General features: G+C 44.3%; 12 protein-coding genes. 3 read left to right on the plus strand and 9 right to left on the minus strand.

All coding sequences use genetic code 11. The features are described from left to right. Position 1 precedes the first annotated feature (1 nt). Positions 2 to 1,228, minus strand: coding sequence for a dicarboxylate/amino acid:cation symporter (locus NAF17_RS12930; RefSeq protein ID WP_252758407.1), 1,227 nt, complete (start codon positions 1,226 to 1,228; stop codon positions 2 to 4). A 131-nt stretch (positions 1,229 to 1,359) separates the two neighbouring features. Between NAF17_RS12930 and NAF17_RS12935 the strand changes: the two genes are divergently transcribed. Further along, a complete protein-coding gene (locus NAF17_RS12935) occupies positions 1,360 to 1,938 on the plus strand; it encodes a nitroreductase family protein (RefSeq protein ID WP_252758408.1) in 579 nt (192 codons plus the stop codon). A 196-nt stretch (positions 1,939 to 2,134) separates the two neighbouring features. After that, positions 2,135 to 2,923: a murein L,D-transpeptidase catalytic domain family protein gene (locus NAF17_RS12940; protein ID WP_252758409.1), complete on the plus strand. Its 789-nt coding sequence runs from the start codon at positions 2,135 to 2,137 to the stop codon at positions 2,921 to 2,923. Positions 2,924 to 3,086: 163 nt separating this feature from the next. Here NAF17_RS12940 and NAF17_RS12945 read toward each other — a convergent pair whose 3' ends face one another. Next, positions 3,087 to 4,646 carry a L,D-transpeptidase family protein gene (locus NAF17_RS12945; protein ID WP_252758410.1) on the minus strand — a complete coding sequence of 520 codons (1,560 nt, stop codon included), beginning with the start codon at positions 4,644 to 4,646 and terminating at the stop codon, positions 3,087 to 3,089. 119 nt (positions 4,647 to 4,765) lie between these two features. Here NAF17_RS12945 and NAF17_RS12950 point away from each other — a divergent pair, with 119 nt between their 5' ends. Then, entirely contained in the window at positions 4,766 to 5,281 is a 516-nt protein-coding gene (locus NAF17_RS12950; protein ID WP_252758411.1) for a DinB family protein, read from the plus strand. Positions 5,282 to 5,372: 91 nt separating this feature from the next. Here NAF17_RS12950 and NAF17_RS12955 read toward each other — a convergent pair whose 3' ends face one another. From NAF17_RS12955 to NAF17_RS12985, 7 genes are all read right to left on the minus strand, one after another. After that, on the minus strand, positions 5,373 to 6,002 hold the full coding sequence (locus tag NAF17_RS12955) for an HAD family hydrolase (protein WP_252758412.1): 630 nt from the start codon (positions 6,000 to 6,002) through the stop codon (positions 5,373 to 5,375). A 9-nt stretch (positions 6,003 to 6,011) separates the two neighbouring features. Then, the gene (locus NAF17_RS12960) at positions 6,012 to 7,265 is read right to left on the minus strand and encodes an MFS transporter (RefSeq protein WP_252758413.1); all 1,254 of its coding nucleotides are present in this window, start codon (positions 7,263 to 7,265) and stop codon (positions 6,012 to 6,014) included. Between the two features lie 147 nt (positions 7,266 to 7,412). Continuing rightward, entirely contained in the window at positions 7,413 to 7,880 is a 468-nt protein-coding gene (locus tag NAF17_RS12965) for a hypothetical protein (protein WP_252758414.1), read from the minus strand. Between the two features lie 94 nt (positions 7,881 to 7,974). Continuing rightward, on the minus strand, positions 7,975 to 9,066 hold the full coding sequence (gene aroC / locus NAF17_RS12970; RefSeq protein WP_252758415.1) for a chorismate synthase: 1,092 nt from the start codon (positions 9,064 to 9,066) through the stop codon (positions 7,975 to 7,977). 70 nt (positions 9,067 to 9,136) lie between these two features. Then, entirely contained in the window at positions 9,137 to 10,450 is a 1,314-nt protein-coding gene (gene aroA, locus NAF17_RS12975; protein ID WP_252758416.1) for a 3-phosphoshikimate 1-carboxyvinyltransferase, read from the minus strand. Positions 10,451 to 10,571: 121 nt separating this feature from the next. Continuing rightward, positions 10,572 to 11,702 (minus strand): chorismate mutase, encoded by a 1,131-nt coding sequence (locus tag NAF17_RS12980; protein ID WP_252758417.1) that lies wholly within the window; start codon positions 11,700 to 11,702, stop codon positions 10,572 to 10,574. A gap of 139 nt (positions 11,703 to 11,841) precedes the next feature. Then, positions 11,842 to 12,759 carry a prephenate dehydratase gene (locus NAF17_RS12985; RefSeq protein WP_252758418.1) on the minus strand — a complete coding sequence of 306 codons (918 nt, stop codon included), beginning with the start codon at positions 12,757 to 12,759 and terminating at the stop codon, positions 11,842 to 11,844. Between the last annotated feature and the right edge of the window lie 41 nt (positions 12,760 to 12,800).

Consider the following 12,800-nt stretch of genomic DNA (forward strand, 5'->3'; position numbering starts at 1 on the left):
ATTAATTCGCTTTATACACAACCTGTTTCTCTCCGGCAAACCTATTAATCAACATCGCGGCAGCTGTATCGCCTGTGGCGTTCAAAAGCGTGGCTACCGGGTCAATCAATGTGCCGATGATAATGGCAGGCGGCAGGGCTTCGGGCGGGAAGCCGTAGGCCGAGATAAAGAGCAGTTCGCCGATGTAGCCACCGTTGGGGATGCCGCCTTCAACAATACTTACCAAAACCGTCATGCCCAGCGCCAGTACGATCACTTCGGCACTGTCAAAGCTTCGGCCAAACATGGCAAACACAACAGACATTTTCAGTATAGAGGAAATGCTGGAACCATCTTTATGCAAAGTGCCTAACAGCGGAATGGTTATCCCGGCAATAGCATCTGTAATCCCCATTTTTTTGGCAGCGTCTAAATTGGCAGGTATGGTGGCAATACTACTGCAGGTACCCACCGCCATAGCGGAGGGGATGATGTTGTTTTCCCAGTATCGTTTAATACCCTTTACACCACCTGCAATAAACGCGTAGAGGCTGTAGAATACAGCATAGTAAAATAAGCTTACGCCATAACCTATGCCCAAAACATGGGCGTAAGTGCCAAATAGCGATGGCCCAAATACAGCTACCTGGTAAGCAAAATAGGCGCCCAGGCCTATAGGGCCGGCTTTCATGATGATGCCGAATACTTGCTTAAATACCTCGTTACCCGCGTTTAAAAATTGTACAAATGCTTGTCCTTTTTCTGCCGCGCCGCGTGCACCAAAACCAACCAGAATGGCAAATATGATCATTGCCAGCATGTTCTTACGCGATAACAGGTTGAAAAATTCGCTGGTGGTAAACAACTGGGTTATCTGATCGCCTGATAGGTTCTTGCCTATTGCTGCAGGCGTTACACCCACTGCCGTAAATGATGTTTGCCCTATCGGGAAAAGCCACAAAGCAAAAATAGTGAGGAGTGCAGCCATGATCAGTGTGCCCAAAAACACACCCGACATCACACCCATAATTCGCCCCAGCTTTTGCGAGCCATGTAAATTGGCAATGGCCGAAGAAATAGCAAAAAACACCAAAGGTATCACGGCAACAAATAGCAGGTTCAGGAATATATCGCCAATTGGTTTTAGTACCTCGGCCCGTTCACCAAGTACAATACCGGCTATGCTACCTGCTATAATACCGGTTATCAGCCATATCATCCCGCTATAATTTTTTATCCAGTTACTCATTTATTTCCTGACTTTTTGGTGCGAACTAATCGTTTTGAAAGGTAAATAATATCCCTCTTAAAATATTTATTCATGTAAGTTATTTCTCTATTTTTGCTTATGCCTAAAACAGGCTGTTATATATTACAACTATGGATACTACATTTTCAGCAATAGCAGATATTATTAAGGCTCGCCGTACCATCAAACCGTCTACCATGAACGGTAACAAGATCCCGAATGGCCACATAGCTTCAATACTTGAACTTGCCGACTGGGCGCCTAACCACGGCAATACCGAGCCTTGGCGCTTCATCGTATTTGAAGACCCTAAAGTTTACTGCGAGCAACATGCCGAGCTGTACAAAGCCGCCAACTCCGGCGAAAGCTTTAATCCAACTGTTTATACCAACTTTCAAAATCAGGCTAACAATACATCGCATGTTATTGTAGCTTACCAAAAACGCGGCGATCTGCCAAAGATCCCCCAGTTTGAAGAAGTGATAGCTGCATCATGTGCCGTTCAAAACCTTTTATTAGGTGCAACAGCGTTAAATATCGGCGCTTTCTGGAGCACTGGTGGTATGGTTTTAAAACCTGCTTATGCCGAGCATTTTGGTTTAGGTGCTGAGGATAGCGTACTTGGTGTTTTGTTTATGGGCTATACAGACGCACAGCCAGAAGGTAAAAGGAAGACAGCGATAGAAGAAAAGATCACCTGGAATAAATAGAATATCCGACTTTAATTTTATTTCTGCAAAGTAGTTTTACTTAACTTTAAAGTATCAATATTTCTTTAAAGTGGATTATTAGATTACCATGACAATATTTTTGGTATTTTTTCGTATATTTGTTTTAACAATATCAACTAATAGTATATCATTAGGTGTGTTGTACCAAACTAACTAAACGATTAAACCAATATTTATGAGGAAACACTTGTGGTGGATCATTGGCACTTTATTGTTATTTTCTATTACGGTTATAAGTTGGAAACCGACAAGCGCGATCAAGAAAAATGAAATTTCGGCTAAAACATTCGGTGCTAAAGAATACTTTGCACAGTATGTGGCTAATATTTACGCAACAGCTAACCTGCAGCAATCAGGTATGGATGTTGCCGTATTCCAAAAAGCAATTACCGGTTATTTAAACCTTAAACTGGCTAATAAATTAGCCCCAAACAGCAATATTATTACAGTTGTCGATTTTAATAAATCGAGCCGCGAGAAACGTATGTGGATTATCGACGTATTGAACAAATCGGTATTGTTAAACACATGGGTTGCCCACGGGCAGGGTAGCGGTGATGATAGGGCAAGTCATTTCTCCAATAATAACGATTCGCACCAAAGCAGCCTTGGTTTTTATTTGGCAAGCGAGGTTTACATGGGTAAACACGGCCGTTCATTAAAGCTGGATGGTTTGGATGCGGGCATAAACAGTGCGGCACGTGCACGTGGTATTGTTATACACGCTGCCGATTATGTATGCCAGAATACCATCAACCAAATTGGCCGTTTGGGCCGTAGTTTTGGTTGCCCTGCGGTATCTCCCGAGGTATCCGATCAGGTTATCAATGCCATTAAAGGCGGCTCTATGCTGTTTATTAACGGTAATGATAGCAACTATACATCTAAATTATTAGATGATACAGCCCCTGCTAATGCTATTACGCCAGATACAACAGCTGCGGTTACTACAGACAAATTTTAAACAAACTAACCAACTATAAAAAAGCCCGTCAGCAGCAATGCGACGGGCTCCTCTATTACACGGATTTCACCGATTTATTATGATTCATCGATAAAGATAATTTCAAAAATTGAAATTGATTTTATCGATGAAGTAACTATTTTTAACCTATGATTTTCAATCACTACAACGCAGCGATTTGACCTGTATTAGCTAAAAATTTTTGCAGGTGGCCATACAATACAATATCTAAACCGTAAACATCCGGGCGGTATTGTAATGTGTGTGTGCTATCTGCCCAGCAGGTAACATAAGTAATATATACCGGCATTTTCTTAGGTACGCTAATGGTTGTAGGCTCGGGGTTATCCTCGCTCATCGCTTTAGCAATCTTTTCGTAGGTAGCGCCTTCTCCAAATATCGCTTTAGCTAAAGCCTTTGGGTCGCCAAGGCGAACACATCCGTGGCTTAGGGCACGCATAGTTTTGACAAAGCCGCTTTTTGCAGGGGTATCATGCAAATAAACGCTGCTATTGTTATTAAACAGGAATTTAATTTTACCTAAGGAGTTATCATCACTTGGGCGTTGTTTAAACTCGTATTTATCTTTGGAAACACTTCCCCATTTGATGGTTTCAGGGTCTTCAACCTTTTTGCCATTTTCATATACATCGATGCCTTTATTAGACAGATAATAAGGATCTTGCGCGGCTTCCATCATTATCTCTTTACTAGCGATGCTTTGCGGGATATTCCAAACCGGGTTAACCTGTACACTGTGGATCATGCTGTTCAATTGCGGCGTTTCACGGCTAAACGGGCGATCTATTTTATCACTGTCATTATACTCAACCAAAGTGTTGGTATTGTCGGTATTACGGCCTTCGCCAACAACTACTTTCATATTCAGGATAGATGCACCATTATCCATTACATCCAAACGATAATCGGGAATGTTAACAATGATATATTTAGCCTGGCTTGGCTTGTTTTTCCAACGCAGGCGTTCCATGTTTACTACCAAATATCGGGTAGTTTCCTCTTTGGTCATGCCTTGTGCGGTGCCACCTGCTATTAAAGCTTTTTGAAGCATCAGGTATTGCGGGTCTTTTGGCTGGATGCTATCCAGGTAAGTTTTAAGGTTTGCAGTGTTCAAAGCCTGCATCATCGAGATGCTATCGGCGCGTTTTGTGGCGGTAAAGTAGCGTGAATAGATCTTCCGCGGGCTGATCATTCCAAACTGTAATGCGCTTGAATAGGTGATAAGCGAGTTTGCCATTGATATCTCTAATTCGGCAATATCGTGGTAAGCTTCATTAATGGTTTTAATGCCCTTTTTATCTTTAAATTTGGCAACCAATTGTTTGATTCGGTCGGCCTTAAACATTTTAGGGTCTAAACCATGCTGACTGGCCTTTTCAAAGTAATTGGCTGTGATATCTACATCACCGTTAAAAATATGGTCCATCACAAATACGGGGTCGTAATCGTTTTTCTCATAAAATGCTGTGATTAGTTTAGGGTTGTCCATTTTGCCTTTGTTGGTTTCCAAAACCTGTTTAAAAACTTCTGCCAGGCCCTCGGGGGTGGCATCTTTAAATACCTTGTTTTGCGTTTTTTTGAAAAGCGCTGCACCCAGATCAGAGCGGCTTTTTTTCTTACAGCTTTGAAAGGTTAGGGCAAGCACAAAAAGTAACGATAGGAACACCGGCATGGCCGATTTTTTTATAGTAGATATGGTCATATTTTATGATTGTTTAATTGCTGCAATGCAATTGCTATACCACAAAGCCGTGCAAACATTTATTTGATGATTTACTTTAGGCTGATGCAATGCCCGCACAGCTTTATTTATATTTGTTTATGGCGAACAATAAGCTCCCCGAGTTTTGGCTGCGAGGCCCGTTAAGTGATATACCCGCTTTGTTACAGCCGGTTGCATATGCTTTGTTACAGGCCCGGGAGGAATTGAATGCTTTAATGATAGCTTTCCCTGACGAACTATTGTGGAACAAAGTTGCCGGTATGGCCTCTCCGGGTTTCCATTTGCAGCATTTGACCGGTGTTTTGGATAGGCTTTTTACTTATGCCCGTGCCGAAGCTTTAAATGAAGAGCAACTCAGCTACCTATCCACCGAAGGAAAACCGACTACTAAGATATACAATGCCATTGAATTAGTGGAGGTTTTTAAAAAACAAGTTGATGAAGCGCTGACCCAATTAAGTAATGTTGATGAAACTACATTAACCGACTTTAGGGGGGTTGGCAGGGCGCAATTGCCATCTACAATCATCGGGCTTTACACCCATAGCGCCGAACATACCATGAGGCATTTGGGCCAATTGATTGTAACGGTGGCGGTGTTGAAATCTCGGTAAAATCACGACCTAAAACCGACTTTTTTTCACCAAAAAACGGCCCCTAATCACCGCGCAAATGGTTGAATATGGTTTTTAGGCGACCGTTCCTTTACTTCGTCACAATCTCGGCAACATCATGGTAATTGCGGGCGTGGTAGGTTGCATTTTCGTTGGTGTATTTGTCTGTCGGGTCGAAAAGGAAGGTGTCGATGCCTAATTCGATGGCAGCCTTAATTTCGGATTTTGGATCGTCGCCAATTACTAATACGTCCTCAACCGAATAACCATTCTCATCCATTATTTTTTGGAAAATATCTTTCTTGGTAAGAGTGGATTGATCGGGGTCGACTACATAAACCTGTTTAAAATCGGCGGCGATGTTTAGCATTTTTACTTTGCTCATTTGCAGTTTGGTAAAGCCGGTTGTTACCAGGTATTTATCAATCGGGATTTGCTTTAGCTGGTTATACTCCTCATAAGCAAACATCGGCTCGTCATAAGTGCATTGGCGCAGCATTTGCATGCCCTGCTCTTTCAGTTCTTTACTAAAACCAAATTCATTTGCCACGTGCTGGTAGGGGCGGCGGGTAAGTTCGTGCTTTGCCTTTTCGGCGGCTTGCCTGTCGGCCTCGCCAAGGTTCTCGTCTATCAGTTTAAATAGCTTGCCAAAAAGATGGTCGGCAATGGAAAGGACAGGATAGATGGTATTATCGAGGTCTAAAATTAAAACGCGTTTCATGGGTGTAATTTAAGGTAATTGTTCGGGCAGTGCGGCAATATCTTGGGCAGGAACTGTTTCAATAGCGGTTTTGTTGCCATTGCGATAAAGTAAATAGTAACCCAATGCCGCTAAAGCCGATAAAATGCCCAACAACCACCACAGGGATGCAAAGCCGCCATAATTGATCACCTGGCTGCCCAATGCAGGGGCAAATACCTGCGCCGCCGACCACGACATGGTATACAACGCAGCGTACTCGCCACGGTTATAGTTATTGGTACGGGCTATCCAAAAGCTGTTCATAAAGGGCATACTCATGATCTCGCCCAAGGTAACCAGTACCACCACCAGTACAGCCGTTGCTACACCCGGTGGTAAAATATTGAGCAATGCAAAACCAAAACCGGTTATCAATACCCCCCAAACAATGTACGTTAAGGCATGCCTTTTGCCTTCGAGGTAATTGATGAGCACCATCTCGATAGCCACGATAATTAATCCATTTAGCGCCAGCAGCGCGCCTATCAAACGTTCATCAAGGTGCCAGCTTAACTTGTAGAATACAGGCTGCATTATAAAGAACTGGAAAAAGCACAAGCCAAATAGGGTAGACAGAAAAATAAACCAAAGGTAAGTGGTATCCTTATAAGCCGATGATACCGGGCCGATGGCTACGGGTTTAACTTCCGATCTTTTGATAGCCGCACGGGGCATCAATTTTAATAGCATCAACGCCGCCAAAATGTTGGTGCAGCCATCTACCCAAAACAGTAAATGATAATTAATAGATGCTAAATAACCGCCTAACCCGCCGCCAAACGCCCAGCCAAGGTTTACCGCCAGTCGGTTTAATGAATAAGAGCGGGTCTTGTTTTCGGGGGAGCTGTAATGCGCTATTGCTGTGGAGTTTGCAGGGCGGAATGCCTCGCTGCAAAAGCTTAATACAAAGGTACCAATTGCCAGCGACAAAAACGTGCGCTGGTAACCTAAAATAATAAACATGATTCCGCCGCTGATCAGGGTAAAAACCTGCAGGTCGTAAAAGCCAAACCTATCGGTAAGCTTGCCGCCGATGAATGCGCCGAGTATAGCACCCACACCAAATAAAGCCATTACGTAGCCCGCTTGAATCACATTAAAACCAAGCTGGTTGATGCAGTAAATACTGAGGAATGGCACAACCATAGTACCGCTGCGGTTAATGAACATCACCACGCTTAAGTACCAGCTGTTTAACGATAAACCGCTGTAAGCTTTTTTGTATAGGTGGATTATTGACACGATACAGGTTTAGTTGGTTGACTTACAAAAATAGTGTTATGGGTTTTAGGGTGTATGCACTAAATGTAAAAAACAGCTAACACTGGGCTAACACTGGTCTAAGTTGAAAACTTAGATTTGGAGCGCTTTTTTTATAACACGGTATAATTAAACCTTTAAGTAAACGTCTTCAATATTTTCGATGACTACATTTTTTACAAAAGTTATTTTATTCTTTAACAAGTTCGCTACTTGATTTGTAGGCTCAGCATTAAAAGGATAGCACTCATCAACAGACTTTCCTGATTTTATATGCTCTATCCAAGCTTCTGCTAATTCCACATATGTCCTTAAAACTTCCCTCGTCGATTTAGGCCCATATATATCTAAATACATTGAAGGAATATCACCAGTAATTATCCACAACATATTATCTTCTCTACTGGCCAAATTATCTATTTCAAAAAGAAATATACATAGCTTCGATCCGAGGTTAGTGTATAAACTACTGCTATTTATTTTTTTGCACCATTTAAATCCTAACAAGTAATTTTCGGCTCTTTTATGTAAATCAATAACCTCGGAGTAATATTCAACATCGGTTGTAAACTGCTCATGATTTACTGGATAATGCATATTATAGTTGATTGCGTGTCCTTTTCTTTGAGTTCACTTCTTAAAATATATCACTGGTTTAACATGAAAACTTAGACCGGTAATTGGCACACCTTTACAACTTTGAAACCCTGTTCCTCAGCCAATGATCTGCTAAAACCAATGCTGCCATGGCTTCTACAATGGGTACTGCACGAGGCACCACACAAGGGTCGTGGCGGCCTTTGCCGGTAATTTCGGCGGCGTTGCCTTCACCATCAATGGTTTGCTGGTTATGCATAATGGTGGCAACGGGCTTAAAGGCTACCTTAAACTCTATGGGCATACCATTGCTGATGCCCCCCTGGATGCCGCCCGAAAAATTAGTGCGGGTACCAACCTTGCCTTGCGCATCCTTTACAAAAATGTCGTTATGTTCTGATCCGCGCATTTCGCTGCCGCTGAAACCCGAACCAAATTCAAAACCGTGTACGGCGTTGATGCTCAGCATGGCTTTGCCCAAGTCGGCGTGTAGCTTGTCGAACACCGGGTCGCCAAGGCCAACGGGTGCACCGATGATGTGGCAGCTAACTTTGCCACCAACGGTGTCGCCTTCCTTGCGGATGCTGTCGATAAATTCTATCATTTCTACGGCAGTGGCCGGGTCGGCACAACGCACGATGTTTTGTTCGCGGGTCTCTAAAAATTCTGCCGCGCTATCGATAAACACATTTGGCGCGTTAATGGTGCCTACGCTGCTTACATGCGCCAGCACCTCTATGCCCTGCGTCTTCAATAAAAGCTTGGCTAAGGCGCCCGCAGCTACCCTTGCGGCGGTTTCGCGTGCCGATGAACGGCCACCCCCACGATGATCGCGGATGCCGTATTTGGTGGCATAGGTATAATCGGCATGTGATGGGCGGAAAACATCCACATTGTGGCCGTAATCTTTAGAGCGCTGATCTTCGTTAGGGATGATCATGGCGATAGGGGTACCCGTGGTTTTACCCTCGAACGTGCCCGACAGGATCTGCACCACATCGCTCTCTTTACGTTGCGTGGTGATCTTAGACTGGCCCGGTTTGCGCTTATCCAGTTCGCCCTGTATGTACTCCAGGTCTACATCGAGCCCGGCGGGGCAGCCGTCGATAATTACGCCTATAGCTACGCCATGCGATTCGCCAAATGTTGTGATCCTGAATAATTGACCGAATGAATTACCTGCCATAAGCCCCCTCTAAATCTCCTCCGCTGGTTAGCGGAGAAACTTTATTTAAATTGTTTATCAATGTTATTTCTTAAAGTCCTCCCTTCGGGGAGGGTTGAACCACTTCAAACCCCGCATTTACCAGATCTTTCCAAAACGCCGGGTATGATTTTTCTACCACGTCGGCATCCTCAATTTCCAGTTCGGGAATTAGGATTGCCAGCGGTGCAAAAGCCATCGCCATGCGGTGATCGTCGTACGTGTTTACAAACATACGCTGCGGAATTTGTTTTTCACTGGTATCCAGTTTATAAACCTGCCCTTTTTCTATGAGCTTAACGCCAATTTTTGCCAGTTCGGTTTGCAGGGCCAGGATGCGGTCGGTTTCTTTAATTTTTAAAGTTTCGAGGCCGGTAAAGCTTGCATCGTGGCCAAGTGCCGCGCATACCACAATAACGGTTTGCGCCAGGTCCGGACACTCCTTTAGATCAAAGATCTTACGGAAGATCGGCTTGGGCTCTTTGGTTAAATACACGCCGCCATCTTTGAATACCGATGTGATGCCAAAGTTTGCCATCAGCTCGGTAATTACGCTATCGCCCTGCAGGCTGTATGATGTTAATCCCGGCAGGAAAAGTTCCGCCTCGTCGCTTAAAGCGGCAATGGCGTACCAGTACGATGCCGCGCTCCAGTCAGGCTCAACCAATAGCGCTGTTTCTGCAAAAGGTTGATTTTGGATGCTGATGACATGATCGGTCCAGCTATGCTGGATGCCCGCCTGTTTTAGCATTGCTAAGGTCATCTCTACATACGGGCGGGAGGTTAACTCGCCCTCGATCTCTAAACTTAAACCCTGCGGCAAGCTCGACGCGATAAGCAACAGCGCGGTAATGTACTGACTGCTGATATCTCCCTTAATGCTGATGCGATCTGTTTTTTGCTGAAACCCACGGTGAATTTTAATAGGAGGGTAGCCTTCGTTGTTCACGTAATCGATCTCGGCACCCAGTTTACGCATGGCATCTACCAATATGCCAATTGGGCGCTGCTGCATCCTCACGGAACCGGTAAGGGTTATCTCTTTGCCTTGCAACGGCAGATATGCCGTTAAAAAACGCATAGCTGTACCGGCAGGTCCTATATTGATTTCGGATTTAGGATGTTCGATTTCGGATTTATCCGCACCGGCCACTGCCAACTGCTTACTGCCGTCTGCTAACTCGCGAAGAATCCCGGCAAGCGTCACTGCATCCGCAGCATCCGACATATTCTCGACCTTAACCTTACCCTCGCTTAGCGCCCCGATAATTAAGGCGCGGTTACACTCACTTTTTGAACCCGTGAGTTGTACCGTACCCTTTACCGTTTTGCCTTGTTTGGTAAGTATGATGTTATGTTTTGCCATAATAATATAAGTAGCCCCATCTAAATAAGCCCCTTCTAAATCTCTCCCGGTAGGGGGAGTCTTCAAAAAGGTTCTAAAGCCCTTCCGCTAACCAGCGGAGGGGTTTGGGTGGGGCTTGAGGCTACGCGTGTGTTAATTTTTCTGCCGGTGCAGTTTCCTGGCCCGCGTTCATGATCTCGGTTTGTTTACGGATAGATTCGCTGTGCATTAGCTCAAGCAATTTCTCGGTAAACTCGGTGCTTAACTGTAAAGCTTTCGCGTAAGAGGTACGTTTGTGTAAGATCTCGTCCCAACGGTTTACCTGTAAAATGGTGATGTTGTTGTCTTTTTTGTAGTTACCTATCTTCTCCACAATTTTCATACGCTCGGCCATTTTCTGGATCACCAGGTCGTCAATTTTATCGATCTGGTTACGCAGTTCGGTTAATTTGTCGTTCAGTTCAGCGCCTTTAACTTCCGGTTTACGTAAAGCTAAGTGTTCAATAATGTCATACAAAGCAGCAGGGGTAACCTGTTGCGCAGCATCTGTCCAGGCAACGGTAGGGTCAATGTGCGATTCTATCATCAGGCCCTGCATATCAAGGTCAAGCGCTTTTTGAGAAATGTAACCAATCAGGTCGCGGTTACCGGTAATGTGGCTAGGGTCGTTAATAATAGGCAGGTTTGGTGCCAATGTTTTTAATGCTATCGCGATATCCCACATCGGTTCGTTACGGAAAGCTGATTTTTCGTAAGATGAGAAACCACGGTGAATAGCTGCCAATTTAGTGATCCCCGCGTTATTAATACGCTCTAACGCGCCAACCCATAAAGAAAGATCGGGGTTAACCGGGTTTTTAACCATTACGGGTACATCAACACCGCGCAAAGCATCAGCAATTTCCTGTACGGTGAAAGGGTTAACTGTGGAACGCGCACCAACCCAAAGGATGTCTACACCAGCTTTTAAAGCTTCTTCTACGTGTTTAGCGGTAGCAACCTCTACAGCGGTTGGCAAGCCGGTTTCTTCTTTAGCGCGTTTTAACCACTCTAAACCAATGCTGCCAATGCCTTCAAACTCTCCGGGGCGGGTACGTGGTTTCCAGATACCGGCACGCAGGGCGCTTACTTTGCCTGTTTTGGCTAATAAATGCGCGGTTGCTACTAACTGGTCTTCGGTTTCGGCGCTGCATGGGCCGGCAATAACCAAAGGTGCTTTACCCGATTGATTGATCCAGGTATTAAGGGGCTGTATGTTTAAATTGTGTTTCATGTTCTTGTTTGTTAGTCCGGAAGTCGGTAAGTCCGGAAGATGCTTTTTAAATTTTACTTATTTGTTATTTTAATATTGTATTTCTGTTTCTGTTTTTTTCGTCTTTCGGTCTTCCCGACTAAAGACTTCTGACTTTACATCACTCATCCTTCTGTTCATTTAGTTTTTTTATGCTGATATATCGCCTTGGTCGCTCGGCCTTTAATGGCTTTGGCGTAGTATCTTCCTCGTAGCGCTGATACTCGCCCAGTATGTTAAAGTTGTGTGTATATTTTAAGATCTGGCGAATGGCGTTATCATATTGTTTGCTTTCGTCCCACTCTATGTCTACATAAAAGTTGTATTCGTTACGCTTGCCTAAAACCGGCATGCTTTGAATTTTGCTCATGTTAACCTCTTCCTGCGCAAAGATGTTTAGCACCTTTGCCAATGCACCCACCTGGTTAGTTACCTGGAAGCATAGCGACGCTTTATTTGGTGTGCCCTTTTTCTTGGCATTTTCATGCGTGGTGAGGATCAGGAAACGGGTAAAGTTCAATTTGTTCGATTCTATACGGCGCTCTAACACATCCAGGCCGTATAGCTGCGCGGCTAAAGTATTGGCTATGGCAACGGTATCGGTCAGCTGCTCATCGCGGATGCGTTTTGCACAGGCGGCGGTATCGTTGCTTTCCACAATTTTGAGGTGCGGGTATTCGTCAAAAAAATCAATACACTGGCGAATAGCGATAGGGTGAGAGGTTACGTATTTGATATTCTCGAACCGTACGCCCGGCAAAGCCATTAGGTGTAGTTGTATCGGCACATAAACTTCGCCCACAACCGGGAAACTGTATCCCATCATTAGCGAGTAGTTTGGCAGGATGCTGCCGGCTATGCTGTTTTCTATGGCCATCACCACGTAATCGGCCTCTTTATTCTGCAAAGCTTCAAACGTTTGCTTAAAAGAGTTGCACTCAATGGTCTCAATCTCTTCCCCAAAATATTTGAATGCAGCCTCTTCGTGGAACGAGGCGCGGATCCCTTGTATGGCAACTCTTGGTTTCTCGGTTTTCATAAAATGTTATATATCTCTGAAAAGGGATATTAGTTTAAATG

The organism is Mucilaginibacter aurantiaciroseus, from assembly GCF_024055595.1.
Lineage (GTDB): Bacteria > Bacteroidota > Bacteroidia > Sphingobacteriales > Sphingobacteriaceae > Mucilaginibacter > Mucilaginibacter aurantiaciroseus.

Bases quoted from the DNA above. Each gene is read 5' to 3' on its own strand.
- NAF17_RS12930 (WP_252758407.1), bottom strand. From the start codon at position 1,228: ATGAGTAACTGGATAAAAAATTATAGCGGGATGATATGGCTGATAACC.
- NAF17_RS12935 (WP_252758408.1), top strand. From the start codon at position 1,360: ATGGATACTACATTTTCAGCAATAGCAGATATTATTAAGGCTCGCCGT.
- NAF17_RS12940 (WP_252758409.1), top strand. From the start codon at position 2,135: ATGAGGAAACACTTGTGGTGGATCATTGGCACTTTATTGTTATTTTCT.
- NAF17_RS12945 (WP_252758410.1), bottom strand. From the start codon at position 4,646: ATGACCATATCTACTATAAAAAAATCGGCCATGCCGGTGTTCCTATCG.
- NAF17_RS12950 (WP_252758411.1), top strand. From the start codon at position 4,766: ATGGCGAACAATAAGCTCCCCGAGTTTTGGCTGCGAGGCCCGTTAAGT.
- NAF17_RS12955 (WP_252758412.1), bottom strand. From the start codon at position 6,002: ATGAAACGCGTTTTAATTTTAGACCTCGATAATACCATCTATCCTGTC.
- NAF17_RS12965 (WP_252758414.1), bottom strand. From the start codon at position 7,880: ATGCATTATCCAGTAAATCATGAGCAGTTTACAACCGATGTTGAATAT.
- aroC (WP_252758415.1), bottom strand. From the start codon at position 9,066: ATGGCAGGTAATTCATTCGGTCAATTATTCAGGATCACAACATTTGGC.
- aroA (WP_252758416.1), bottom strand. From the start codon at position 10,450: ATGGCAAAACATAACATCATACTTACCAAACAAGGCAAAACGGTAAAG.
- NAF17_RS12980 (WP_252758417.1), bottom strand. From the start codon at position 11,702: ATGAAACACAATTTAAACATACAGCCCCTTAATACCTGGATCAATCAA.
- NAF17_RS12985 (WP_252758418.1), bottom strand. From the start codon at position 12,759: ATGAAAACCGAGAAACCAAGAGTTGCCATACAAGGGATCCGCGCCTCG.